Here is a 25,662-nt window from a genome sequence, read left to right on the forward strand (position 1 = left end):
TGTGACGATTAATTAAAGCTGATTTTTGTTGAAATGTAGATTTTTACACGCAAAATACTACAACCATGACAATTCAGAAAATAACATTATACTGTTTAGCCTCAGTATTTATATTATTTACAACCAGCTGCTCTAATGACGATAACGATTACCAAAAGGCAGAAGAAGACATTTTACAGAAAAATATAACTTCGCTTTACGGTTCACTAGAAGCCTTACAATTACCCCTAGAAAACGACTTAAACAACATACCAAGCGACCCCAAAAACCCTTTAACACCAGAAAAGGTAGCTTTAGGTAAATTGTTATTTCACGAAACTGGACTTGCCCTTAACCCTATTAAAGAAATAGGCACAAATACGTATTCTTGTGCCAGCTGCCATCATTCTGCAGCAGGTTTCCAGAGCGGGAACCTACAAGGCATAGGCGAGGGTGGTTTTGGATACGGAACAAAAGGAGAAACAAGACATATGTCTATAGATTACCTTGAAACCGACTTAGACGTACAACCTATAAAATCTCCAAGTATTTTAAACACCGCCTATCAAAAAGTAATGCTTTGGAATGGCCAGTTTGGGGGAACAGCAGAAAACACAGGAACAGAAAGCAATTGGACACCAAACACACCGAAAGAAAGAAACAACCTTGGGTTTGAAGGCATAGAAATACAAGCTATTGCAGGACTAGGAGTTCATCGACTTTTAATAGACATAGACTTTCTAGAAAATAACGGGTACAAAATTATGTTTGACGCAGCCTTTCCTGACACCGAAGAAAGCAACAGATATTCTACCATTAACGCAGGCTTAGCCATTGCAGCTTACGAAAGAATTGTACTTGCAAGCAAAGCTCCTTTTCAAGAATGGTTAAGAGGAGATAAAAATGCACTATCATCTAACGAACTAAAAGGTGCTAATTTATTTTTTGGAAAAGCAGAATGCTACCAATGCCACTCTGGGCCTGGCTTAAACAAAACTGGTTTCTACGCAATAGGAATGAAAGACCTAGACCAAAATAGCTCTCATATACTTATAGATGAAGCAACAAAAAAAAGGAAGAGGCGGGTTTACAGGAAAAACTGAAGACAATTATAAATTTAAAATACCCACACTATACAACTTAAAAGACGCCACAAACTTTGGTCACGGAGGAAGCTTTACTAGCATAAAAAAAGTTATAGAATACAAAAACAAGGCTATTTCAGAAAACAGCGATGTACCAGAAAGCCAATTAGCAAATAGTTTTATTCCCCTACATTTAACAAATGAAGAAATAAACGACCTAACTTCTTTTGTTGAAAATGCCTTATACGACAACAACCTTAATAGATATACCCCAGAGAGCTTACCTTCTGGAAATTGTTTTCCTAATGCAGACAGTGAATCCAAAACGGATATGGACTGCAACTAAAGATAAAAACAACAAAAGGATACTAAAAAATAAAAGGGCTGAAGTTTTACTTCAGCCCTTTTTATATTCAAATGTTATTAAAATTACATTTCTAATGCTTTATTAACATCATTATTCATTAATAACTCTTCTGGATTTTCTAATGCTTCTTTTACAGCAACTAAGAAACCTACAGATTCTTTACCATCAATAATTCTGTGATCATAAGATAAAGCAACATACATAATAGGAGCAATTACAACCTCGCCATTTTTGGCTATTGGACGCTCTACAATATTATGCATTCCTAAAATAGCACTTTGTGGAGGATTTATAATTGGTGTAGACAACATAGAACCAAAAACACCACCATTAGTAATAGTAAATGTTCCACCTGTCATTTCATCTACAGTAATTTCTCCTTCACGAGCTCTAATAGCTAAACGCTTTACTTCTGCTTCTACTCCTCTAAAACTTAAGTTTTCTGCATTTCTAATTACAGGAACCATTAATCCTTTAGGTCCAGATACAGCAATACTAATATCTGCAAAATCGTAAGAAATCATCTCCTTACCATCTATCATTGCATTTACAGATGGATACATCTCTAATGCACGAACAACAGCCTTAGTAAAGAAAGACATAAACCCTAAACCAACACCATGCTTAGCCTTAAAAGCTTCTTTGTACTGGTTACGTAATGCAAAAATAGGAGACATATCTACCTCATTAAACGTAGTAAGCATTGCAGTTTCGTTTTTAGCTGAAACCAAACGTTCTGCTACTTTACGACGTAACATAGATAATTTAGAACGAGACTCTCCACGATTACCACCAGTAGTTGGCGTACCCATAGATGGCACTGCATTTACAGCATCATCCTTAGTAACTCTACCATCTTTACCTGTACCAGATACAGCAGATGCTTCTACTCCTTTTTCACTTAATATTTTCTTTGCAGCAGGAGACGCAGTCCCCGTTGCATATGTTTTTGCTGCTTCTGCAGGCTTAGGAGCGGCTGCTTTAGGCGCAGCTGCTTCTTTCTTCTCTTCTTTAGGAGCATCAGCAGAACCTTCAGGTTTTGCCGCAGACGTATCTATTAAACAAACAACGGCACCTACTGCAACAGCATCACCTTCTTCTGCTTTTAATGTAATAATTCCGCTTTCCTCTGCTGGAAGCTCTAAGGTAGCCTTATCTGAATCTACCTCTGCAATAGCTTGATCTTTCTCTACATAATCTCCGTCTTGCACTAGCCATTCCGCTATTTCTACTTCGGTTATCGATTCTCCCGGTGAAGGGACTTTCATTTCTAAAATCATCCTACTTTATTTGATGTGTTATTGTGTTTATCTTTTTGTCATATTGTCTTTGGTTTTATCAAAGACATAATCTATTACTTGTTGGTGTCTGCGTTTAGAACGCACTGCACTACCAGCTGCTGGCGATGCATAAAAACGTCTAGATGCAACCCTTAATTTATTAGCATCTGCAAAATGCATCATTATATGACTCCAAGCCCCCATATTTCTAGGTTCTTCCTGTGCCCATACAACATCATCTGCATCTGTATACTTTGCAATAATCTCATTCATTTTTTCAGCAGGTAACGGGAATAACTGCTCTACTCTTACCAAAGCAACATCATCTCTATTTTCCGCTTCCTTTACAGCCAATAAATCATAATAAAATTTACCAGTACAAAAAACCAGAGATTTAACCTTACTAGCATCAGCAGTAGTGTCATCTAAAACTTCTTGAAAAGATCCGTTTGCAAATTCCTCTACAGTAGAAACTGCTTTTGGATGCCTTAACAAACTCTTTGGTGTAAATATAACCAAAGGTTTTCTGTAATTAACTTTCATTTGTCTACGCAAAATATGGAACATTTGAGCTGGTGTAGATACATCTGCAATAAACATATTATCTCTAGCACACAACTGTAAATATCTTTCCATACGAGCAGATGAATGTTCTGCACCTTGACCTTCATAACCGTGAGGCAATAACATCACCAAACCGTTCTGTAATTTCCATTTATCTTCTGCTGCAGATATATATTGATCTAACATAATCTGCGCCCCATTGCTAAAGTCACCAAATTGCGCCTCCCAAATTGTAAGTGTTTTTGGACTAGCCATAGCGTAACCATAATCAAACCCAACTACACCATATTCAGATAAAAGTGAGTTATATATTTGAAACTTAGCTTGCTCTTTGGATAAGTGATTTAATAAGATAATCTCTTCTTCACTCTCTTCAACCTTCATAACTGCATGACGGTGAGAAAAAGTACCTCTCTCTACATCTTGCCCAGACATACGAACACCAAAACCTTCTTGCAACAATGTACCATAAGCTAAAAGCTCACCCATTGCCCAGTCTAATTTATTAGTATCAAAGAACATTTTTTTACGATCTTTTACTAACTTTTCAACCTTACGCAAGAATTTTTTATCACCAGGCAACTCTGTTATCACCTTAGCAATTTCTGTTAGTTTATCCTTATCAAAAGTAGTATCAACAGATTTCATCATCTCCCATTCTCTGACAGAATCAAAACCTTTCCATTCATCAGCCATAAAAGGCGTAATGATTGTTTTATCTTCTTTTCTAGAATCTTCTAATTCTTCTTCTAAAGAAGATTTATATTCATTCTCTAATTCTTTTACAAATCCTTTTTCAATAATTCCTTCTGATAATAAACGCTCTGCGTAAATATCTCTAGAGTTATCATGTTTAGATATTGCTTTGTATAATTTAGGCTGTGTAAAACGAGGTTCATCACCTTCATTATGCCCGTATTTTCTGTAGCCTAATAAATCTATAAATACATCTCTATTAAAACGCATTCTATATTCTAATGCAAATAAAGAAGCGTGCACTACAGCCTCAGCATCATCTGCATTAACGTGTAACACTGGACTTAAAGTTACTTTAGCAACATCTGTACAATATGTAGACGACCTAGCATCTAAATAGTTTGTTGTAAATCCAATTTGGTTATTTACAACTATATGTATTGTTCCGTTTGTTTTGTACCCATCTAGGTTTGCCATTTGCACAACCTCATACACTAAACCTTGACCTGCAATTGCAGCATCTCCGTGCACAACAATTGGTAATACTTTTGAAAAATCTTCTGGAAAATGAGCATCTTGTTTAGCCCTAGCAATACCTTCTACTACTGCACCTACAGTCTCTAAGTGAGATGGATTTGGTGCAATATTCATTTTTATTTTATTGCCATTACTTGCTTTGCGCTCAGACGTCCAACCTAAGTGATATTTAACATCACCATCAAAAATCTCTTGCTCGTAATCTTTACCATCAAACTCACTAAAGATATCTTTAGCCGCTTTACCAAAAATATTGGTAAGCACATTAAGTCTACCACGGTGAGCCATACCCATTACAAACTGCTCTACACCCATTTCTGCAGCACGCTCTACAACGGCATCTAAAGCAGGTATTAAAGACTCATTCCCTTCAATAGAAAAACGTTTTTGACCTACATATTTTGTATGCAAAAAGCTTTCAAAAGAAACAGCTTGATTTAATTTTTTAAGAATATGCTTTTTTCTATCAGCATTAAAACGCGGGTGATTATCATTGACATTTAGCCAATTCTGAATCCACTCCACTCTCTCTGGCTTACGAATGTACATATACTCCACGCCAATAGCCTCGCAGTATATGTTTTGTAAGTGCCTTATAATTTCTTTTAGAGATACTGCACCAATACCCAAGATTTCTCCTGCTGTAAAGACAGTTTCTAAATCAGCTTCGGATAAACCAAAGTTGTCTAATTCTAATGTTGGTGTGTATTTTCTTCTTTCGCGAACAGGATTTGTTTTTGTAAACAAATGCCCTCTACTTCTGTACCCATCTATTAGCTTAATTACTTTGAATTCTTTCTGAAGGGATTGTGGCATTGCAGCTTCTACTGCCGGTCCATTTTCAGAAAACTCTTCTAGTGCTGTCTCTTGACCAAAGTCAAAACCTTGAAAAAAAGCACGCCAACTTGGCTCTACACTATCAGGGCTAATTAAGTATTTATCATATAGGGTCGCAAAAAATGATGTATGCGCTGCGTTTAAAAACGAATATTTATCCATTGAAAATTCTTCTCTGTCTTTTAAACAAAATTTATTCAAAAATACAACTTTTAGCTTTTATAAGCATATCTTAGTACGTAATTATGAAAAAAATTAACAAGAATGATAAAAAACAACTACTTCTTCTCAAAAATACTCGTTTTTAGTATCTTAATAACTGCTTTTACCACGAATAAAGCAACATCTCAGCGAACAAATTCATCTTCTAACTTCTGGGATAATGTACATTTTGGAGGCGGCCTAGGAGTTGGTTTTGGCAACGACTCTTTTAATGCTGCAGTATCTCCAAGTGCCATATACCAAGTAAACCAAATGTTTGCTGTTGGTACGGGACTAAGTTTTAATTACTCTAAATATGGAGATTCTAAACTTATAGCCTATGGAGCAAGTGCATTAACATTATTTAATGTAATACCACAAATACAACTATCTGCAGAATTTGAAGAGCTTAGAATAAACAGAGAATTTGGGTTTAACGGCAGCACCATAGATGACGATTATTGGAACCCTGCTCTATATTTAGGATTAGGCTACAGCAACCAAAATGTTACAATTGGGTTACGTTATGACGTTTTACATGACGACGAAAAAAGTATAAATTTTGATGCCTTAATGCCTTTTGTTAGAGTCTATTTCTAATCTACTATTTCCATTTTTTTAAGCAAAAAGGAAGCATTCATGTTTTTACAAATACCATCTTTAAATTTATAGTCAAAATGTAGCTCATCACTAATAATCTCAGCATCAAAATAATGATTTTTAACACCTGGCAATTCATCTGCTGCTTTACATAAACTTAGATCATGTGTAGCAATTATTCCGGTTGATTTAGAGGCAACCAATTTCTCAACAAACTTGCGAGAACCAATAGCTTTATCAGTGCTATTTGTACCTTTTAAAATCTCATCTAAAACAATAAAATAACGATCGTTTTGTATTTCATCTACAATAAATTTTAGTCGTTTTAATTCTGAGAAAAAGTAAGACTCATCATCTGTTAACGAGTCTGTTGTACGCATACTTGTTATTAACTTAATAGGTGAATATTCTGCTGCCGTACCACAAACAGGCAATCCCATATTAGCCATTACAATTTGCAAAGACACCGTACGTAAAAAAGTACTTTTACCAGCCATATTAGCTCCTGTAACTATAAAAAACTCAGCATTATTTATATCTATATTATTCTTAACGCTTTTTGCAGGATCTAACAATGGATGCGCAGCATTTTCTACTTTAAGAACTTTTCCTTCTTTATGTATTATAGGATATACATAAGCTGGATTATTAAAAGCAAAATTACCTAAGCTATTGTATGCATCAAAAAAAGCAATTACATTAAACCACTCTTCTACAGAACTGCCGTGTTTAGCAATCCATTGCTCTATCTTATAAGACTGAAGAATATCCCACAGTAAAAAACCATTGCCAAGAAATCCAAAAATCATATTATTTCTTTGATCTAAAGCTCCCAAAATTCTTGAAAACTCATGAAGTACAACCGATGTTTTCTTGCTGTTATTTACAATAACATTTCTTTTTTCTTTTAATAGCTTAGAAGCAAACTCTACATTTTCTATTTCTACAATTAGCTTTTGATACTGCTGAAAAGTACTCTGTATTTTCCCCATATCGGCAGCAAGTTTACTCACTTTTTTAAAGAAGAACCCCGTAACAAGTATCCCTGTAAAAAACCAAATTGCAATAATAAACCCAGAAATTAAACCTAAAAAATACAGTACAAAAGTAGCTACAGAAACAACAGCAAATGCTGTTGGCACATATTGCATTACCTTAGGAATAAATGGATTGTGCTTCTCCATCCAGGAAACAATAGTTTTATAAGAAACCTCAGCTTTTACCAGTGTTGCTATGGCTGCAAATTGCTGTCTCCATTTAGGCTTAGAAGCCAACTCCTTAATAGCCTCTTGCTTTTGTTCTATATTATCTATGTTATTATCTGTAAACTGTTTTGCTAGAGCCCCACTACCCTGTTCCAAAGCAGTTCTATTACTAAATTGATAAAAAGAACCTTTACCAAACAGGTCTATATCTTGACTATAAAAATGCATTGGATCACTAAACTCTTCGCCATCTGGAAGGTTATGAAATTTACGATTTAGAACATCAATCTCTATTTCATTAATTTTAATTAGCGCTAAAAATTTATGATACACATACTGCAAATCTGAGTGCTTAGACACCAAATACACAAACAATATAATAGCACCTAATACAACTGCCATTACAATTTTAGCATTACCCATAAAAAAATAAATTCCAAAAGCAGCTAATAAAAAAACAGCCAACCTAAGCAAACTAGACCTTAACAACTTAGACTTAACCTTTTTAGACTCTTCTTTATATGTGACAATGTTATTTGTATAAAATGCAATCAGTTTTTCCATGTATTGTTACGTAAAATTGTGTAAACAAAAAAGTAAAGGTATTGGCTATTACTCCAAATTCTCTAATTCTGTTTTTAGTTTTTTAGTAAGACCAGACACCACTAAATTATAAGAATGGTCTATTAATTTTTTTGTTAATTGAGGAGAAATACGTTCTATTAAAATTGTATTCCAATGTTTTTTACTCATATGATACCCAGGGATAATATCACCATCATACGCCTCTTTTAATTCCTCCGCGTACTCAGGATCACATTTTAAGTTTACTTGTGTTGGCAGACGCTTTAAAGCCACCAAAGCAAACATTTTACCCATTACTTTAAAAACCAAAGTATACTCATCAAAAGGAAACTCTTCTGTTATTCCTTTTTTAGCAATACAATACTCTCTAAAGTCCTCTATATTCATTTTTAAACCGAGTTTACACTTCGTTAGAATCGTACACTACAACTTTATCCCACAAATGAGAAGCCTCATCTATAAATGTTAAATGAACATCTTCAGCCTGGTACTTATTTTGATTTTCTACAGACGTAAAAGACACCAATAAGCTAAAAGTAAAACTACCATCTACAACGTCTCTTGTAGCTTTTGGCGGTGTACCAATAAAATTAGTATGTGCATATTTTGACGCGTTTAAAAATTTACGAAGAGATACCACAAACGCCTCCCTATCTTCTGCTCTATCAGGGTTTTTTAGCCAAAAGAATACAGTGTGTACAAATACTGGCTCAAAATTATTATTATCAACCTTCATAAAAATATATTAACTATTAATTTCTTGTTCTATTTGCTTTACCTCTTTTTTATCTTCAATCCTTAAAGCAGAATAATCTAACTTCCAACCAATAGTCTCTACTATAGTTTCTACTAAAAGTATAGTTTCCATAGCTTCTTTACGAGCTGTCTCCATTAAGCCGCTTACAGGTATTTTATCTAAAATATGCTCTTTTGCCTCCTTATTTACATTGGTTAAATCTTCTGGCGAAAAAGAATTAAACAATCCGTTTTTAATATCGTAGAATTGTAATTCTGGAGAGATAGATAATACTTCAGGCTCAGGAAAATTAGTAAGTACAATTTTCTTATTTACATCATCTGCATTTAAAAGTATCTTTTTAAGGTCGTATCCTATTTGCACTTTAGCATTTATAATAACCAAAGCCTTCTTTTTACTACTAACCAAGCTCATAAAATGCTCCTTGGTATTATGGTACTGGTACACCTCTGCAAAATCTCCTTCTACAGATATTAGTTTGCACACTCTTTTTATTTTTTCTAGCAACACAGTTGATTGTTTGTGCGTTACCTCTTTTGTCTTTTTAGTTCTAAAAAAAGAATAGACCCAATACATTAATATTGCACCTAATATTAAACCCAAAAAAACTTCTATAATACCATCCATTTATAATCTCGTATTAAAAACAGCATTGTTTTACTGTTTTATTCTTCAATTTTATACAAAACCGGCCTACTAGGACTTGCATCATTCTCAAAAGGAGCTACTTGCAAATTTAAAAAATAAGAACCATCCTCTATAGTGTTTGCCACATATATAAATTCTGTAATAGTTGCATTCTCTCTTATTTTTCCTCCAAAGTTCCAAAAAGCCCTATGAGAAACCAACAAACCATCATCCTTTTCTTTGTCTACAGAAGGTAAATCTATTAATAAATGATCTACTCCTTTTTCCTTTAAAAAAGTAGCTCCGTCTTCTAATAAATAAGGTGGGTTTGTATTAGAGTACTGCATACTAATTTTATCGGACAAGTTAGGGATTGTACGTATAACCACTGCCTCTCTCTTTTTATTGCCTAATGCATATTGTAATTGCTTTTTAGAAATTACAAAGTCGTCTCCTATTTTTTCTGGCGCAATAGTTATTACTTCTGATAAAAAGAAAAACTGTTTTAGCTTTTTGTTTATAGACATAAACTCTTCCGTAATATGGCCAGCACATTCTGTATGCGTGCCGTGAGCATGCGGATTAAAACTAATATTATTAAAATTAACTGATGCTCCTTGCTTAACAGCACCAACAAAACCCTCTTCTGTATGCGGCTCTATCACAGGCGCATCTACATACCACGCATTTACATTAGACTCACTACCTTTTAACGGCATAGAAATATCTAAACCTTCGTTTAAATTAATAGTGTAATTCTTTGTTCTTACTTTAATAACTGCCTTCATCTATCTCTTTCTATATTAAACTTTACATATTAACAATAAATAAATCTGCTGCAATTCCGTCACTCAAAAACTTTCCTTTTTCAGTTACAAAAAGTGCATTATCACGAAACTCTAACAAACCTTTTTCAATTTTACTTGCTGCTTCCTTTTTTAAATAAGCAACATAATCTTTACCAAAGTCTTTTTCAACCTTACTAACAGAAACACCCCAAATGGTACGTAGACCTGTCATTACATATTCATTATATCTATCTACTACAGACAACTCTTCTATTTCTCTTGGAAACTCTCCTTTTGTTATAGCCTTAATATATTTAGGGTTATTATTTATATTCCAGCTTCTCTTTTCTCCATCAAAAGAATGTGCAGATGGCCCCACTCCAATATACTTTTTACCCAACCAATATGCAGTGTTATTTTTAGAGAAAAACTCGGGTTTTCCAAAATTAGAAAACTCATAATTTACAAACCCTTCTTTAGCCAATTCTTTTACCAAAATCTTATAATGCTCTTGCGCAACACTATCTTTTACTGGAGCAATTTCCCCTTTTTTAATAAACTTTTCTAATGCTGTTTTTGGCTCTACAGTAAGTGCATAGCTAGAAATATGTGGCAAACCAAAAGACAAAGCCCTTTGTATGTTTTGCAACCACTTTTTATTTGACATTCCAGGAATACCATAAATTAAATCTATAGATATATTAGAGAAATAAGTACTAGCCTCTGCTATACTACTTTCTGCTTCTGCTGCATTATGCGCCCTATTCATTAATTTTAAGTCGTCTTCAAAAAAAGATTGCACACCTATACTTAACCTATTCACCTTAGATGCCGCTAATTGGTTTATTTTTAAGATTGATAAGTCGTCAGGATTTGCCTCTAGGGTAATCTCTGGGTCTTTAGTTACAGCATAATGTGCATAAACTGTTTCTATAAGCTGATTAATTTCTTCAGTATCCAAAACAGATGGTGTTCCACCTCCAAAATAGATCGTTTCTACGTTGGTATTTGCAAACTCACTTTTACGTAAAACTAGCTCCATAGAAATAGCCTGAAGCATTTCTTCTTTTTTCCCCATTGTGGTAGAAAAATGAAAATCGCAATAATGACACGCTTGCTTACAAAACGGAATATGAATATAAATACCTGCCATTATATTTTTATTTTTTTACTCTGCTTTGGTTTTGCTTTACAAAAGAATCCCAACCAGAATAACTTTTACCCGTTTCTATTTTATTGCTATTATAATAATGACAAACTGCAGCTGCCAACCCATCTGTAGCATCTAAGTTTTTAGGCAATTCTTTTAAACCCAAAAGGTTTTGCAACATACCAGCCACCTGTTCCTTACTTGCATTACCACTACCCGTTATTGCCATTTTAATCTTCTTTGGCATATACTCAGTTACCGGTATTTCTCTTGATAAACCTGCAGCCATAGCCACACCTTGCGCACGCCCCAACTTTAACATAGACTGTACGTTTTTACCAAAAAAAGGAGCTTCTAACGCCATTTCATCAGGATGATATGTATCTATAAGTTCTATGGTACGCTCAAAAATTAATTTTAGCTTAGTGTATGGGTCTTTGTATTTCTGCAACAACAACTCGTTCATTTGCAAAAATTCCATCTTTTTACCTACAATTTTTATAAGTCCAAAACCCATAATTGTAGTTCCAGGATCTACCCCTAAAATTATTCTTTCTTTAGACACTAAATGTTATTTGGTATTTATGATTAACGGAATTCTAAATTTTGCCCTTACAGGTATTCCCCTTTTTAATGCAGGTCTCACTTTTGGCAAACTTCTAATGCCACGAGAAATAATACCATTAAATCCTGGTATCTGATTTGTAATTATAGAATCTTGCTCTATATCTAGGATAGATATTACACCTTTATCATTTATTAAGAAATCTATACGTATTGTATCTTTTATACTTCTATCTAATACAAATTCAAAATCTCCTAATATCTCTGAATAATGCAATAATAGCATTTCTTCAAAACACTTTTTTTGTTCTTCTTTTGACGCCAACTCATCGCACCCCTCAAACAACGGAAATTGATCTACGGCATTCCAATCTATACCTTTCATCTCTTGCTCTATTAACTTCTGAGTTCTAACAGCCCTAGAATCGAAAAAATCACAAGAAACACAAAGAAATATCATAAGAAATAAAGCTGCTCTTTGCATAAAAATTGAATTCTAGGCGAAATTTACAATTTTTTAACCAAGTGAACAGCATAGACGCAAAATTACCGTAAGAACTAAGGCTTTTAATTAAAGCTAAAAAATACTCTTTAAAAGGGCTGTGTGTTAATTTTGACTTACACAGTAGCACTATTTTATCTAAAAAAGTCAATCTGTATACATTTAAGGTTAATTTTTCTATATTTATAACCCGACTAAAAGGAAAAAGCCTATAATTTTTTATATTAAAAAACTAAGGAGCTATGAAACTAACATACAAACAAACAGAAAAAAGACCTGAAAATTCTTTTCTTGCGCGCCAAGACAGAATGCCTTGTATAGAACAAAATTGGCATTTTCATAAAGAGTTAGAACTTATATACTTTATAAAAAGCACAGGTACACGTTATGTTGGTAACTCCATAGGTAATTTTGCTCCTGGAGAACTTTATTTAATAGGCAGTAACGTTCCGCATTTATTCAAGAATCATAAAGAATACTATGCCGACAAGCTAGAGGATGAAGCTGTTGACCTAGTTGTAATTAAGTTTGAACACAATTTTTTAGGTGAAAACTTCCTGGATTTAGCCGAAGCAAAACGTTTGCAAACTCTTTTTCAGAAAGCAAACATGGGACTTCAATTTTCTAAAGCAGCAACCTATTTGGCTCACAACCACATACTAGGATTAGTAGGGAACCAAGGGCTTTCTAGAATAATTGGCTTATTAAAAATATTAGATATCTTATCTGTAAGTGAAAACTACAAACCTTTATGTTCTGAAGTTATAACAAACACTTATAACAAGAATGAAAAAGACCGTATGGCTAGGGTAATTTTATTCCTTACTGAAAATTTTGACAAAAAAATAGAATTAGAAGAAGTTGCATCTATTGCTTTTATGACTCCAAACGCATTTTGCAGATACTTTAAAAAAAGAACACATAAATCTTTTACGCAGTACCTAAACGAAATAAGATTAAGACATGCATGTAAACTATTAATAGAAGGCGAAATGCAAATTTCTACAGTTTGTTACCAATCCGGGTTTAACACATTAACCAACTTTAATAGACAATTTAAAACCTTAATGAAGGTAACTCCGTCTGAGTATATGGAAAAGTACAATCAAAAAATAGCAGCTATTTAATATAAAAAATATTTAATTAGAAGATGGTATAATAATGCTAACATGGGATAAAAACACTAGTACCAAAATTTAGTTTAAAAATTACATTTGATTAATTAAAACAAATAACAACCATACCACCTTATGCATGCCTTAATTATTTTAGTAATCTGTATTGTTTTATTAATTGTAACAGTTACTGTTTTTAAAGTACACCCAATACCTGCGCTGCTTATATTTGGCCTAATTTTAGGTCTAGCCTCTGGAGGCTCGGTTACAACAGTAACAGAAAGCTTACTAAACGGCTTTGGCAACACATTAAAATGGATTGGTTTAATTATACTTTTTGGCGCTTTATTAGGCGAGATACTATCTAATACTGGAGGATCAGACGTAATTGCAGATAGCATAATTACCCTTTTTGGCACTAAATACCTTCCATTAAGTATGGCCCTAATAGGCTTTTTAATTGGTATTCCTGTATTTATGGATGTTGCATACCTAACACTACTCCCTACTTTACATGTATTATCTAAAAAATCTGGGCACTCAATTTTAGTCCTTGGATTATCTTTAGCAATGAGTTTAACTGTTGCACACGCTTTAATACCACCCACACCTGGTCCATTAGCTGTAGCATCAACATTTAATATTAATGCAGGCGAAATTATACCTCTAAACGTTGCTGTTGCAATTGCAGCTATAATTGGAGGATTAGCGTGGTTAAAATTCAATAAAAAAAACCTACAAACTACTAACGAAATAGATAGCAGCAAAATAAATAAAACAGAACATAAAAAATTATCTGGCTACAAAAAGATATTACCATTTGCCGCTTTATTAGTTCCGCTTATTTTAATGTCTACAGGTGCAATTGTTAAAGGAGAAAGTGCTTTTATAGCATTTATTAAAAACCCTATATGGTCCTTGTTAATAGGAATTCTTTTTGCTTTACCACTCCTTGGCAAACAGAACTTCTCCACAAAATTAAATTCGCATTTTAATAACGCAGGTTCTAAAACAGCCATTGTTATTTTAATTACAGGAACAGGTGGTGCTTTTGGGCAAGTAATAAAAGACACTGGTATTGTTAGCTCTTTATTCTCTAATTCGGAGTCAATTTCTTCTATGGGTATAATTGTACCATTTCTACTTAGTATGCTATTTACAACTGTTACAGGCTCTATTACTGTTTCACTAATAACCACGGCCTCAATTGTTGCACCACTAATTAGTAACGGCACGCTAGACCCAACGTTTACAACAGCTGCAATTTGTGCCGGATCATTAGGAATTATTCACGTAAATAGTAGCTTCTTTTGGCTATTTAAAGAAATACACAATGTATCCGTACCAAAACTGCTAAAATCTTTTAGCTTACTTACCGCTGTAGTTTCTTTATCAGGCGGATTAATGGTTTTAATTGCCCACATACTCCTAAGCGACTAATACAATAGTCAATTTTGTGCTTATAGGGTAAAATAATGCTGATCTAAGGTAAAATTCTTCAATATGCACATTTAATATTAAGGTTTCTTTGTGATATAAGGATGACTAGCTAATTACGCACACGCTCGCCATACCAACAACTAACACAAAAAACCACATTAAAATGGATGCATACTCACTAGCAATTATACTCGTTGTATTTGCAAGTTTTTTTCAAGGAACTTTTGGACTAGGAATGAAATATATGGCTCCACTTAAATGGGAAGCTTGGTGGCTTGTACAGGCTTTTGTTGCTATGATTCTTATTCCTGTTATATGGGCATTAATTGTTATTCCAGATTTATTTAATATTATAGCCAGCACAGATTCTAGCACTTTTTGGACAGCCGCTTTATATGGCTTTTTATGGGGAATAGGAGGTATTCTTTTTGGTGTTAGCGTAGAAAAAACCGGAATATCTATTACTTACGGTATTGTTATGGGACTAGCAGCTTCAATGGGGTGTATTATTCCTTTATTTCAAATAGAAGGTGCTTTTTCTCAGCCATCATTTCCAATAATACTAGCAGGTGTTCTATTACTTCTAATTGGCGTAGGCATCACCGCAATTGCAGGTGTTAAAAGAGATAAACTCAAAAACAAAAACGAAGATTCTAATAACAAATCTATAAAAACAGGTGTATTAATCGCTGTTGCCTCTGGTGTATTGTCTGCCTTTTTAAATGTAGGCTTCTCTAATGCTGCTCCTGTAGCAAAAATAGCTGTAGACAATTATGGAACAAGTGCACAAAATGCAAGTTTAGCATCTTGGGTTGTTGTTTTAATTGGAGCATTTGCAATGAACGGCGGTTATGCTATTTACAGGTTAGCAAAAAATAACACATGGAGTTCTTTTAAAGTAAAAAATAGCAAAAAGGCATATCTATGGGCAATAGCTACTGGTGTTTTCTGGTTTGCAGCACTTGGCGTATACGGACAAGGAGCAGCTTTAATGGGAGATTTAGGACCTGTTATTGGGTGGCCAATTCTATTAGGCTTAGCACTAATAATAAGTAACATATGGGCATATAGAGCAGGAGAATGGAAAAACGCAAATGGTCCTTTTAAAATACTTATTGGCGGACTAGCAGTACTTATTACTGCAATATGTATTCTAGGCTATGCCAACTATTAAATAATAACACACAATAACCATAATTATAAAAATACAATCCTAATCGCTTATAAAACTTTTTAGGATCAAAAAAAATCCACTTTGGTATGAAGATAAAAAACATAGAGCCTTACGTAATTAGCCATGAGTTGGATACTCCCTTTTATTTTTCGCAATGGCAGTATAACACTAGAAAAATATGTCTTGTAAAAATTACACTAGAAGACGGCACATATGGCTGGGGAGAAGGCTATGGCCCAGCAGGTGTAATTAAAGCAGGTATAGAGTTTTTTAGACCCTTTTTAATAGGCAAAAAAGCAATTGAGAACGAGGTCTTATGGCAAGAAATGTACAGAAGATCTATGGATTATGCCAGAAGCGGAAGCTTACAAGCTGCCCTAAGCGCTATTGATGTTGCATTATGGGATCTTAAAGGAAAAATACTAAATATGTCCGTTGCTGTTCTTTTAGGCGGATTAAAAAACCCAACTATACAACCTTACGCTACCGGATTATATTTTACCCGCGTAGACGATTTAGAAAAAGTCCTAATAGAAGAAGCAAAGCTTTACAAATCACAAGGTTTTAAAGCCATAAAAATGAAAGTAGGCTTAAGCATTGAAGAAGATGTAAAGTATGTGGCTGCCATACGCAAAGCCATTGGAGATGATATTAGATTAATGATTGATGCCAACCACGCTTACAGCTACCAAGAGGCAATAGAACTTTGCAGAAAAGTAGAAAAATATAGTATTTCTTGGTTTGAAGAACCCGTATCTCCAGAAGATTATGAAGGTTACAGAAGATTAAGAGAAAACACAACAATACCAATTGCTGGTGGCGAGTGCGAGTATCTAAAATTCGGTTTTAAAAGATTATTAGAAAACGAGTGCGTAGACATAGCACAACCAGACATCTGTGCCTCTGGAGGTTTAACAGAGGCCAAAAGAATTGCGACACTTGCCCAAGCATTTAACAAAGATATTGTTCCGCATTCTTGGGGTACTTGGATTGCTATTAGCGCAGCCGCACATTTTGTTGGCAACCTAGATAAAAATCCAGGTAGAATGTATAATGACTTACCAACAATGGAATTAGACAGGTCTGAAAATGCGCTAAGAGACATTGTTACAAAATGCGATCTTACTATTAATAACGGACTATTATGCGTTCCTAATACTCCTGGTTTAGGTGTAGATGTAAATATGGACGAATTAGAAAAATACCTTGATAAAGAAACCCATTATAATGAAAAAAGATTTGAAATTCGGTAATAAAAAACTATATATAAATGGCGAATTAAAGGATGCTTCTAACGGGGCATCTTTTGATGTAATATGTCCTGCTGATGAAAAAGCTGTCGCAAACATAGCGTGGGCTAGTAAAGAAGATACTGAGCACGCTTTAAAAACGGCGAAAGAAGGCTTTAAATACTGGTCTAACCTACCCATAAAAGAACGCCTAAATTGGATAGATAAGCTTAGAAATAAAATAATAGAAAAGAGCGATTTGCTACGAAGTAGTATTATGCACGAAATGGGTAAAACTTGGGAAGGAAGCGAAGAAGACCTTACAAGCATTACAAATTCTCTAAAATACTATTCTGAAGAAATTGTAAAACGTACCAATATAGAAATAGAAGACAAGGAAGGTACACACCAACACCATATAGTCTCACAACCTTTAGGCGTTGCTGTCGCATTTTTGGCTTATAATTTTCCGCTTCTAAACTTAGGATTTAAGCTTGGTCCAGCGCTAGCAGCAGGCTGCAGCATTATTCTAAAACCGTCAGAGTTCTCACCCTTATCAGCATATATCATAGGAGAAATTTGTCATGAGATAAACTTTCCTAAAGGCGTGGTTACTGTTATTTGTGGCGATGTGTCTAACGTAGGTATTCCGTTATGCGAAAGTAAAATACCTAGACTAATTACAATGATTGGTTCTACAGAAACAGCTCAAAAATTAATAGAGCAAAGCAGTAAAACATCTATAAAAAGATATAGTATGGAATGTGGCGGCAATGCTCCTTTTATTGTTTTTGATGATGCAGATTTAGAGTTAGCTATAAACATAGGCGCAGCATTAAAGGTTGGTAATACCGGTCAAATTTGTGTTGCCCCAAATAGGTTTTACATTCACACTTCTGTACTTAAAGAATTTACAGAAGGTATGGTCCAAAAATTTAAAAACACAACCATTGGTTTTGGAAAAGATAACAAACCAGAAATGGGACCATTAACAAATAAACAATCTGTAGCAAAAGTACAACGCATATTAAAACAAGCTGTTTCGGAAGGCGGAAAAATAGAATTTGGTGGAAATACTTTAGAGCAACCTGGGTTTTATTTTGAACCTACAGTAATAAGCATTAACAATCCTGAAGCTCCAGTTTTACAAGAAGAAATTTTTGGACCAGTAGCTACTATTGTTCCTTTTTCTGCTAAAGAAGAAGTAATAGAATACGCAAACAATACAGATGCAGGTTTAGCCTCTTATGTGTTTTCTAAAAACGATGAAACCTTGCAATACTTTTCAGATAAACTAGAGTTTGGAGAAGTACAATTAAACGGAGTAAAATATGATATTTACTTACCTCATGGTGGTGTTAAAAATAGTGGTATTGGCGTAGACTGCTCTACTTATGCGTTAGATGATTACTTAATTAAAAAAAGAGTCACAAAAGCACTAAACTAAATGGCACTACCAAACTACTTTATTAGCTGCGATTGGGGAACTTCTAATTTTAGATTACGAGTTGTAGAAACAACTACATTAACAATTTTAGCAGAACACAAAACTGACTGTGGCATAAAATTGCTTTATGAAAAATTTTTAAAGCAAAGAGAAAAAGAACAAACTCAATTTTTTGCAGACTACTTAAAAAAACAGATGTCTAGTTTGCCTAAAGAGCACCAAAAACATATAATTGTTGCTGCAGGTATGGCATCTGCCAATATTGGTTTGTTTGAGCTTAGTTATGCCGATTTCCCTTTAAACGCATCAGGAAATAATTTAATTTGGAAACATTTAATTTTTAACAATAACCTTGAGGTACTTTTAGTTTCTGGCGCAAAAACTAGTTCTGGAATGATGCGCGGCGAAGAAATACAAGCCATTGGGCTAGCACAAGAATTAAAAGAATACAAAAAAGGGATTCTTTTACTACCCGGAACACACAGTAAACACATTACATACAACAAAGAGATTTATACTGAATTAAAGAACTTTATGACAGGTGAATTATTTGAGGTACTTTCTAAAAAAAGCATTTTAGTTAATTCGGTTAGCACTACCTCATCAACTGTTTTAGAAAAACCTTTTTTAGAGGGCGTTCAACTTGGGTTAGAAAGACAATTAAGTGTTAGTTTATTTTCAATTAGAGCTAAAGATTTACTTCAAACTAGAACAAAAGAACAAAACTATTACTTTTTAAGCGGACTTTTAATTGGAGATGAAATTAGCTACTTAGAACATACTACAGAAAACATATTTTTAGTTGCCCCAGATCCTGTTTTTAGCCTCTATAAAATCGCTTTAAAACAAATAATTAATCCAAAACAATTAATTCTCTTAGATGATAAAGTATTAGAGAATGCATTGTTATTAGGGCAAAAGAAAATTTTATTACAATATGAAAACGAACAACCCCTTTAACTGGAAACTACATAACAATGCACCAATTGTAGGTATTGTTAGAAACTTACCTTTAGAAACAATTATTGGTATTGCAAATGCCTACGTTACGGCAGGTTTATCTACTATAGAAATAACAATGAATACTGTTGACGCAGCAAAAATTATAACAGAAATACAATCTAAATTCCCAAATTTAAATGTTGGTGCTGGTACTGTTTGCTCAATGGAGGATTACAACGAAGCTATTTCTGCGGGGTCACAGTTTATTGTAACACCAATTATAAACGAAGATGTTATTAAAAAAGCGGTTGCAGGCGGAATTACTATTTTTCCTGGTGCTTTTACTCCTACAGAAGCTTACAAAGCTTGGTCTTTAGGCGCTTCTGCTGTTAAAATATTTCCTGCTACACAACTAGGTCCTACTTACATAAAAGATGTATTGGCACCACTTAACAAAATAAAGCTACTACCAACAGGCGGGGTAACAAAAGACAATATAGAATCTTTTTTTGCCGCTGGAGCTACTGGGGTTGGTATGGGTAGTTCTCTACTAGACAAACAGCTTATTAAAAATAACGATTTTAATGGTTTAGCAGATCATTTTAAAAGCATTAAAGACGAAATTAAAGCATATTTATGATCTTTATTTAGCAAAGAATGAAGATATAGATTAGCTACCAGAATTTATATATTTAGGTATCTACTGTGGATATTTTTACTATTTAAATAGGCTAAGTGTGGTTTTTACATAATTGGAGAAAACGGAGAAATTAACAAAGGAAGCTTAGCACAACAATAACATTTTATGAAAATTAAATTAACCCTATTTTTATTATCTATTTTGCTATGTAAATCTTTAGTTGCTCAAAATGATTGGGAGAACGAGCATATTTACGAGATTAACAAAATGGAAGCTCGTACTGCCAGCTATTCATACAAAAATACTACAGACGCTTTAGAAGGTAATAGAGATAAAGCAAGAGTAAAGTCTTTAAATGGCATTTGGAAATTTAAATACACCGCAAAGTCTACAAACAGACCAACAGATTTTGTTGCTGCTGATTACACAAGTGAAGATTTTGCGGATATCCCCGTACCATCAAACTGGGAATTACAAGGGTATGGGCAGCCTATATACACAAATATTACATATCCTTTTACACCCAACATACAAGGTCCAAATTTAAAGTATGATTGGAGAGGACCACAACCTCCCATTCCTCCTAAAATTTACAGAGATAACCCCGTCGGGAGTTACTATAGAGATTTTGAAGTACCTAAAGAGTGGGATAATCAATCTATAATTCTTCATTTTGGCGGTGTATCTTCTGCTTTTTACGTTTGGGTAAATGGTAAAAAAGTAGGTTACAGTCAGGGCAGTCGTTTAGCTGCTGAGTTTGATATATCTGCCTATATAAAACCCAATACTACAAATAGAGTTGCTGTACAAGTGTTTAGGTGGAGTGACGGCAGTTATTTAGAAGATCAAGACATGTGGCGTTTAAGTGGAATTCACCGTGAAGTACTATTATTGGCACAACCAAAAATAGCAATTAACGATTTCTATATTAAAACCAAGTTTGATGCGAACATAGAAGACGCAAAACTACAAATTAGACCTAAGGTTTGGGTAAAAGAGAATAAAGACAATTTAAAAGGCTGGACTATAACTGCAATGTTATTTAATGCTGATAAAAAACAGGTCTTAGACAAAGAAATTACTGTACCCGTTAGTACTATTTTTAATGAAAGATGGCCTGCCAGAGACATTACAAAATTTGGCTTATTAGAGGCAAATATTAGAATGCCAAACAAATGGTCTGCAGAAAACCCGTATTTGTATACTGTAGTATTAAACGTAAAAGATCCAAACGGAAAAATAGCAGAATCTAGGAGCCAGAAAATAGGTTTTAGAAAAGTTGAGTTTAGTAAAAAAAACGAACTATTAATTAACGGAAAAGTTGTAAAACTAATGGGTGTTAATAGGCACGACCACCACCCAACAAGAGGCAAAGCATTAACGCGTGAAGATTTACGTAAAGATGCTGCGTTAATTAAGCAATATAACTTTAATGCTGTACGTACCTCTCACTACCCTAACGACCCATATTTTATAGAGCTTTGTAATGAGTATGGCATCTATGTTATGAGTGAGGCCAATATAGAAACACACCACTTAGGTAGTTACATACCCCAAACACCGTCTTGGACAGCACCTATTTTAAGTAGGGTTTACCGTATGGTAGAACGCGATAAGAACAACCCAAGTATTATATCCTGGTCTTTAGGAAACGAGTCTGGTACTGGTCCCGCTTTTGCTGCAGCGTCTGCCTGGATAAAAGATTATGACAGCTCTAGATTTATACATTATGAAGGAGCACAAGGAGACCCAAATAACCCTAATTACGTAGAAAATGCTGGTTTTGCATCTAACAACTGGCCAACTATGGCCAACCCAACAGATCCTGGCTATGTAGATGTTATAAGTAGAATGTATCCAGATCACGAGCAATTAATAAGTTTAGCCAATAGCCCACATATTAACAGACCAATTGTAATGTGTGAGTATATGCACGCTATGGGAAACTCTATGGGTGGCTTAGGTGAATTTTGGGATGAGATTAGAGCTAAACCAAATTTAATTGGCGGTTTTATTTGGGATATGGTAGACCAAGGACTAACAAAAACCAATAAAGATGGCAGTACATATTATGCCTACGGTGGCGACTTTGGCGATATGCCCAACGATCACAATTTTTGCATAAACGGTGTATTTGCATCAGACCGTACACCTAACCCGCACGCTTGGGAAGCAAAATATGTTTTTCAGCCTGTGGTTTTTGAAACTGCAAATAAAGCAAGCAAGCAAGTGCGAATTACAAACAGATTTACGTTTACAAACTTAGATAAATACACCATTAAATGGAGTATTTATGAAAACGGAAAAGAGTTAGAATCTGAAGAACTTGCTAGTCAAGACATAGCTGCTGCTGCATCTGCCATAGTTACAATTCCTTATAAAAGTAATTTAAAAAACAATTCAGATTATTGGTTGCGCCTAACGTTACATGAAAAAAGAGATCGTTTATGGGCGAAAAAAGGATATCTAATTGCCAAAGAACAGTTATTACTTAAAGCTAAAAAGGCAACATCAGAACATACATCAACCTCTAAAAACAGTATTTCTATTTTAGAAAATGAAAATACAATTACAGTTAATGGGTCTAATTTCTCAGTAGAAATATCTAAGAAAAACGGTCAATTATTATCTTATAAAACTAAAGGGCAAGAACAAATTATTTCACCTTTAAAACCAAATTTCTACAGACCACCTATAGATAATGATATTAGAGGCGCAAGCAATAAACAGCTTAAAAAAGGTAGACAGTTTTGGAAAAACATTTTAGATAGCGTAAAAAGCACCAAAGTTGTTATTAGCGAAAAAAATGAGAAATTCATCAAAATCACAAGTGAGCAATACGCAAGCAACAAGCTAAGTTTTAGCACTAGATATACTGTCTATAATGATGCCACTGTCTTGGTCTCTTTTAAGTCTTCAGCTAGCGAATCTTTACCTGCTCCAATTAGAGTGGGCTTAACAATGGGTATTAGCAAGCAGCTAAAAAACACAAGTTATTATGGTAATGGTCCGTATGAAAATTATAGTGATCGTAAACGTAATTCTGAAATTGGAGAATACCACTTTAAAACAAATGATATGTTTACCAATTACGTTATGCCACAAGAAAACGGAAATAGAACAGAAACACGCTGGCTAAAACTAACGAGTGGTAAAAAAAGTGGCATTACAATAACAGGAGTACCAGAATTTAATTTTTCAGTTTGGCCATATTCTTCAGAAAATATAGAACAAGCAAAACATCCTTTTGATCTTGTTACTGAGGATTTTTATACCCTAAACATAGACTACGCACAGACTGGCTTAGGAGGTACATTGTCCAACTTATTACCACAATACACTTTAAAATCTGGCGAGTATAATTTTCAATTTCTTATTCAGCCATTACAGTAAAATTTAAACTTAAAATTATGGATTACAAATTTAGTCACATAGGTATACCAACTACAGAAGAAAAGAATTGGGATGGTTTTTACGAACCTGGAAAAATTCATTATACCGAATTTGACAAAGACCAATATAATATTGAGTGGTTAAAGTTTGATGCCGATAGTCCAATGCCAGAGTTAATGCGCACCATACCACACGTAGCTTATTTTGTAGACAATATGGAAGATGCCTTACAAGGCAAAGATATTTTAGTTGATACTTTTTCTCCTGGCGAAGGCGTGCGTGTAGCTTTTATAGAACACAACGGAGCTCCTGTAGAGTTTATGGAGATAAAACCACAACATACTTAGTTAAAATAACTCTATTTTAAACACTTTACCACATTTTAGAGTTAAAATAATGCTACATCTAGGTAATTTGCATTAATCATTTCACCTTATTTTTCTTTTAATTTGTTGTAATTCACTCATTTTTAACAGTGATATACAAAGAGATGAAAAGAAATTTAATTTTTATTTTACTACTAACAGTAGCAATCAACCTTAAAGCACAAGAAAAACCCAATATTATTTTTTTGTTTTCTGATGATGCTGGCTATGCAGATTTTGGTTTTCAAGGCAGTGAAGAAATGAAAACCCCTAACTTAGATAAACTGGCTAAATCTGGAGTAAAGTTTACACAGGGTTATGTAACAGATGCAACTTGCGGGCCATCTAGAGCTGGCTTAATTACTGGTAAATACCAACAACGTTTTGGGTACGAAGAAATAAATGTTCCTGGTTATATGAGTGCCAATTCTAAATTTTTAGCAGATGATATGGGCTTACCGTTAGACCAATTAACTATTGCAGATTATTTAAAAAAACTAGGGTACAAAACTGCTATGTACGGCAAATGGCATTTGGGTGATGCAGACCGCTACCACCCAACCAAGAGAGGTTTTGATGAATTTTATGGCTTTAGAGGTGGTGCTCGTAATTACTTTGGCTATGAAGATGTTTCTAAAGCAAACTTAGACAACAGAATGGAAAGAGGGTTTGGCGACTACAAAGAACCTACAGAATATGTTACAGATGCATTAGCAAAAGAAGCAGTTTCATTTATCGAAAAAAATAAAGACAATCCGTTTTTTATCTATTTAGCTTTTAATGCGGTACACACACCAATGCAAGCTAAAAAAGAGGACTTAGATAAATTTCCTAATTTAACCGGTAAACGAAAAGAACTAGCAGCAATGACTTTAGCTTTAGATAGAGCTTGTGGTAGCGTTTTAGAAAAATTAAAAGAACTAGGACTAGACAAAAATACAATTGTTGTTTTCTCTAATGACAATGGCGGACCAACAGATAAAAATGCATCGTTAAACTTACCATTAAGCGGTACAAAATCTAACCATTTAGAAGGCGGAATAAGAGTTCCTTTTTTAATAAGTTGGCCAAAACAAATAAAATCTAAATCTGAATATAATTTTCCGGTGAGTACACTAGATTTACTCCCTACTTTTTACGCTGCAGGTGGCGGAAATGTTGCAGATTTAAAAGATATAGATGGTGTTGACTTACTGCCGTATATTAACGGACAAAACAACAACAGACCACACAATACCTTATTCTGGAAAAAAGAAGTACGCTTAGCTTATAGAGAAGGCGACTATAAATTAATAAGATTTGCAGACAGACCTGCAGAATTATATGATTTATCTACAGACACTGCAGAACAAAACAATATTGCAGCAAACCACCCAGACAGAGTAAAGTCTATGTTTAAAAAAATGTTTGAATGGGAATCTACCCTTCAACGCCCATTATGGATGTTAAAAAGAAGTTTTGAAAACTATGACATAGACCGTATGGATCGCTACAGAACTCCAGAAATGGTAAAAAAAGAAATGGAACAATATACTACCCCTTTAAAAGAGAGCAACGGGTATAAAGAAATAGCAAACTAACAATAACTCAACT

Annotated in this window: 23 protein-coding genes; 13 read left to right on the forward strand and 10 right to left on the reverse strand. The window is 34.2% G+C overall.

Features of this window, described 5'->3' with window-relative positions; translation table 11 throughout:
* The first annotated feature begins 65 nt into the window (after positions 1-65).
* Both BT107_RS09330 and BT107_RS17685 read left to right on the forward strand, forming a co-directional pair.
* On the forward strand, positions 66-1,082 hold the full coding sequence (locus BT107_RS09330) for a cytochrome-c peroxidase (RefSeq protein WP_244543110.1): 1,017 nt from the start codon (positions 66-68) through the stop codon (positions 1,080-1,082).
* On the forward strand, positions 1,036-1,410 hold the full coding sequence (locus BT107_RS17685; RefSeq protein ID WP_244543111.1) for a hypothetical protein: 375 nt from the start codon (positions 1,036-1,038) through the stop codon (positions 1,408-1,410). The genes BT107_RS09330 and BT107_RS17685 overlap by 47 nt, the downstream gene beginning before the upstream one ends.
* A gap of 83 nt (positions 1,411-1,493) precedes the next feature.
* Here the strand turns inward: BT107_RS17685 and odhB are convergent, their stop codons facing one another.
* A complete protein-coding gene (gene odhB / locus BT107_RS09335) occupies positions 1,494-2,711 on the reverse strand; it encodes a 2-oxoglutarate dehydrogenase complex dihydrolipoyllysine-residue succinyltransferase (RefSeq protein ID WP_072303513.1) in 1,218 nt (405 codons plus the stop codon).
* A 27-nt stretch (positions 2,712-2,738) separates the two neighbouring features.
* A complete protein-coding gene (locus tag BT107_RS09340; protein ID WP_072303514.1) occupies positions 2,739-5,507 on the reverse strand; it encodes a 2-oxoglutarate dehydrogenase E1 component in 2,769 nt (922 codons plus the stop codon).
* A gap of 102 nt (positions 5,508-5,609) precedes the next feature.
* Between BT107_RS09340 and BT107_RS09345 the strand changes: the two genes are divergently transcribed.
* Positions 5,610-6,146 carry an alpha-ketoglutarate decarboxylase gene (locus BT107_RS09345; RefSeq protein ID WP_072303515.1) on the forward strand — a complete coding sequence of 179 codons (537 nt, stop codon included), beginning with the start codon at positions 5,610-5,612 and terminating at the stop codon, positions 6,144-6,146.
* On the opposite strand, the gene BT107_RS09350 is transcribed toward BT107_RS09345, so the two are convergent.
* The 8 genes from BT107_RS09350 to BT107_RS09385 are packed head-to-tail and all read right to left on the reverse strand — an operon-like array spanning position 6,143 to position 12,282.
* Positions 6,143-7,915 carry a MutS-related protein gene (locus BT107_RS09350; protein WP_072303516.1) on the reverse strand — a complete coding sequence of 591 codons (1,773 nt, stop codon included), beginning with the start codon at positions 7,913-7,915 and terminating at the stop codon, positions 6,143-6,145. The genes BT107_RS09345 and BT107_RS09350 overlap by 4 nt on opposite strands.
* A 48-nt stretch (positions 7,916-7,963) precedes the next feature.
* On the reverse strand, positions 7,964-8,323 hold the full coding sequence (locus BT107_RS09355; RefSeq protein WP_072303517.1) for an MmcQ/YjbR family DNA-binding protein: 360 nt from the start codon (positions 8,321-8,323) through the stop codon (positions 7,964-7,966).
* 13 nt (positions 8,324-8,336) lie between these two features.
* Positions 8,337-8,672, reverse strand: coding sequence for a Dabb family protein (locus BT107_RS09360; RefSeq protein WP_072303518.1), 336 nt, complete (start codon positions 8,670-8,672; stop codon positions 8,337-8,339).
* 9 nt (positions 8,673-8,681) lie between these two features.
* A complete protein-coding gene (locus BT107_RS09365) occupies positions 8,682-9,320 on the reverse strand; it encodes a DUF4230 domain-containing protein (RefSeq protein ID WP_072303519.1) in 639 nt (212 codons plus the stop codon).
* Positions 9,321-9,358: 38 nt separating this feature from the next.
* Positions 9,359-10,108 carry a cyclase family protein gene (locus BT107_RS09370; RefSeq protein ID WP_072303520.1) on the reverse strand — a complete coding sequence of 250 codons (750 nt, stop codon included), beginning with the start codon at positions 10,106-10,108 and terminating at the stop codon, positions 9,359-9,361.
* Between the two features lie 22 nt (positions 10,109-10,130).
* Positions 10,131-11,261, reverse strand: a complete 1,131-nt coding sequence (hemW, locus tag BT107_RS09375) for a radical SAM family heme chaperone HemW (protein ID WP_072303521.1) — start codon at positions 11,259-11,261, stop codon at positions 10,131-10,133.
* Between the two features lie 7 nt (positions 11,262-11,268).
* Entirely contained in the window at positions 11,269-11,823 is a 555-nt protein-coding gene (gene ruvC, locus BT107_RS09380) for a crossover junction endodeoxyribonuclease RuvC (protein WP_072303522.1), read from the reverse strand.
* A 6-nt stretch (positions 11,824-11,829) separates the two neighbouring features.
* Complete coding sequence (locus BT107_RS09385; RefSeq protein WP_244543112.1) at positions 11,830-12,282, reverse strand: hypothetical protein; 453 nt, start codon at positions 12,280-12,282, stop codon at positions 11,830-11,832.
* Between the two features lie 284 nt (positions 12,283-12,566).
* Here BT107_RS09385 and BT107_RS09390 point away from each other — a divergent pair, with 284 nt between their 5' ends.
* The 10 genes from BT107_RS09390 (at position 12,567) to BT107_RS09435 (ending at position 25,649) form a co-directional block, all read left to right on the forward strand.
* Positions 12,567-13,451: an AraC family transcriptional regulator gene (locus BT107_RS09390; protein ID WP_072303524.1), complete on the forward strand. Its 885-nt coding sequence runs from the start codon at positions 12,567-12,569 to the stop codon at positions 13,449-13,451.
* A 123-nt stretch (positions 13,452-13,574) separates the two neighbouring features.
* Positions 13,575-14,879 carry a GntP family permease gene (locus BT107_RS09395; RefSeq protein ID WP_072303525.1) on the forward strand — a complete coding sequence of 435 codons (1,305 nt, stop codon included), beginning with the start codon at positions 13,575-13,577 and terminating at the stop codon, positions 14,877-14,879.
* Between the two features lie 163 nt (positions 14,880-15,042).
* Positions 15,043-16,053 carry an L-rhamnose/proton symporter RhaT gene (locus BT107_RS09400; RefSeq protein ID WP_072303526.1) on the forward strand — a complete coding sequence of 337 codons (1,011 nt, stop codon included), beginning with the start codon at positions 15,043-15,045 and terminating at the stop codon, positions 16,051-16,053.
* A gap of 86 nt (positions 16,054-16,139) precedes the next feature.
* On the forward strand, positions 16,140-17,306 hold the full coding sequence (locus BT107_RS09405; RefSeq protein WP_072303527.1) for a mandelate racemase/muconate lactonizing enzyme family protein: 1,167 nt from the start codon (positions 16,140-16,142) through the stop codon (positions 17,304-17,306).
* Complete coding sequence (locus BT107_RS09410; protein ID WP_072303528.1) at positions 17,281-18,729, forward strand: aldehyde dehydrogenase family protein; 1,449 nt, start codon at positions 17,281-17,283, stop codon at positions 18,727-18,729. The genes BT107_RS09405 and BT107_RS09410 overlap by 26 nt, the downstream gene beginning before the upstream one ends.
* A complete protein-coding gene (locus BT107_RS09415; RefSeq protein ID WP_072303529.1) occupies positions 18,730-19,689 on the forward strand; it encodes a 2-dehydro-3-deoxygalactonokinase in 960 nt (319 codons plus the stop codon).
* Positions 19,667-20,311: a bifunctional 4-hydroxy-2-oxoglutarate aldolase/2-dehydro-3-deoxy-phosphogluconate aldolase gene (locus BT107_RS09420; protein WP_072303530.1), complete on the forward strand. Its 645-nt coding sequence runs from the start codon at positions 19,667-19,669 to the stop codon at positions 20,309-20,311. Before BT107_RS09415 ends, BT107_RS09420 begins: the two co-directional genes overlap by 23 nt.
* Positions 20,312-20,476: 165 nt before the next feature.
* Complete coding sequence (locus tag BT107_RS09425; RefSeq protein WP_072303531.1) at positions 20,477-23,704, forward strand: glycoside hydrolase family 2 TIM barrel-domain containing protein; 3,228 nt, start codon at positions 20,477-20,479, stop codon at positions 23,702-23,704.
* A gap of 17 nt (positions 23,705-23,721) precedes the next feature.
* Entirely contained in the window at positions 23,722-24,051 is a 330-nt protein-coding gene (locus BT107_RS09430) for a VOC family protein (protein WP_072303532.1), read from the forward strand.
* A gap of 143 nt (positions 24,052-24,194) precedes the next feature.
* Positions 24,195-25,649 (forward strand): sulfatase, encoded by a 1,455-nt coding sequence (locus BT107_RS09435; protein ID WP_072303533.1) that lies wholly within the window; start codon positions 24,195-24,197, stop codon positions 25,647-25,649.
* The last annotated feature ends 13 nt before the right edge of the window (positions 25,650-25,662 follow it).

This window comes from Cellulophaga fucicola (assembly GCF_900119145.1).
GTDB classification, from domain to species: Bacteria; Bacteroidota; Bacteroidia; order Flavobacteriales; family Flavobacteriaceae; genus Cellulophaga; species Cellulophaga fucicola.

Coding starts and splice junctions, on each gene's coding strand:
- BT107_RS09370 (WP_072303520.1), bottom strand. CDS start 10,108: ATGAAGGCAGTTATTAAAGTAAGAACAAAGAATTACACTATTAATTTA.
- BT107_RS09350 (WP_072303516.1), bottom strand. CDS start 7,915: ATGGAAAAACTGATTGCATTTTATACAAATAACATTGTCACATATAAA.
- BT107_RS09345 (WP_072303515.1), top strand. CDS start 5,610: ATGATAAAAAACAACTACTTCTTCTCAAAAATACTCGTTTTTAGTATC.
- BT107_RS09340 (WP_072303514.1), bottom strand. CDS start 5,507: ATGGATAAATATTCGTTTTTAAACGCAGCGCATACATCATTTTTTGCG.
- BT107_RS09365 (WP_072303519.1), bottom strand. CDS start 9,320: ATGGATGGTATTATAGAAGTTTTTTTGGGTTTAATATTAGGTGCAATA.
- hemW (WP_072303521.1), bottom strand. CDS start 11,261: ATGGCAGGTATTTATATTCATATTCCGTTTTGTAAGCAAGCGTGTCAT.
- odhB (WP_072303513.1), bottom strand. CDS start 2,711: ATGATTTTAGAAATGAAAGTCCCTTCACCGGGAGAATCGATAACCGAA.
- BT107_RS09355 (WP_072303517.1), bottom strand. CDS start 8,323: ATGAATATAGAGGACTTTAGAGAGTATTGTATTGCTAAAAAAGGAATA.
- BT107_RS09405 (WP_072303527.1), top strand. CDS start 16,140: ATGAAGATAAAAAACATAGAGCCTTACGTAATTAGCCATGAGTTGGAT.
- BT107_RS09430 (WP_072303532.1), top strand. CDS start 23,722: ATGGATTACAAATTTAGTCACATAGGTATACCAACTACAGAAGAAAAG.
- BT107_RS09385 (WP_244543112.1), bottom strand. CDS start 12,282: ATGATATTTCTTTGTGTTTCTTGTGATTTTTTCGATTCTAGGGCTGTT.
- BT107_RS09360 (WP_072303518.1), bottom strand. CDS start 8,672: ATGAAGGTTGATAATAATAATTTTGAGCCAGTATTTGTACACACTGTA.
- BT107_RS09395 (WP_072303525.1), top strand. CDS start 13,575: ATGCATGCCTTAATTATTTTAGTAATCTGTATTGTTTTATTAATTGTA.
- BT107_RS09415 (WP_072303529.1), top strand. CDS start 18,730: ATGGCACTACCAAACTACTTTATTAGCTGCGATTGGGGAACTTCTAAT.
- BT107_RS09330 (WP_244543110.1), top strand. CDS start 66: ATGACAATTCAGAAAATAACATTATACTGTTTAGCCTCAGTATTTATA.
- BT107_RS09425 (WP_072303531.1), top strand. CDS start 20,477: ATGAAAATTAAATTAACCCTATTTTTATTATCTATTTTGCTATGTAAA.
- BT107_RS09435 (WP_072303533.1), top strand. CDS start 24,195: ATGAAAAGAAATTTAATTTTTATTTTACTACTAACAGTAGCAATCAAC.
- BT107_RS09410 (WP_072303528.1), top strand. CDS start 17,281: ATGAAAAAAGATTTGAAATTCGGTAATAAAAAACTATATATAAATGGC.
- BT107_RS09390 (WP_072303524.1), top strand. CDS start 12,567: ATGAAACTAACATACAAACAAACAGAAAAAAGACCTGAAAATTCTTTT.
- BT107_RS09420 (WP_072303530.1), top strand. CDS start 19,667: ATGAAAACGAACAACCCCTTTAACTGGAAACTACATAACAATGCACCA.
- BT107_RS17685 (WP_244543111.1), top strand. CDS start 1,036: ATGAAGCAACAAAAAAAAGGAAGAGGCGGGTTTACAGGAAAAACTGAA.
- BT107_RS09400 (WP_072303526.1), top strand. CDS start 15,043: ATGGATGCATACTCACTAGCAATTATACTCGTTGTATTTGCAAGTTTT.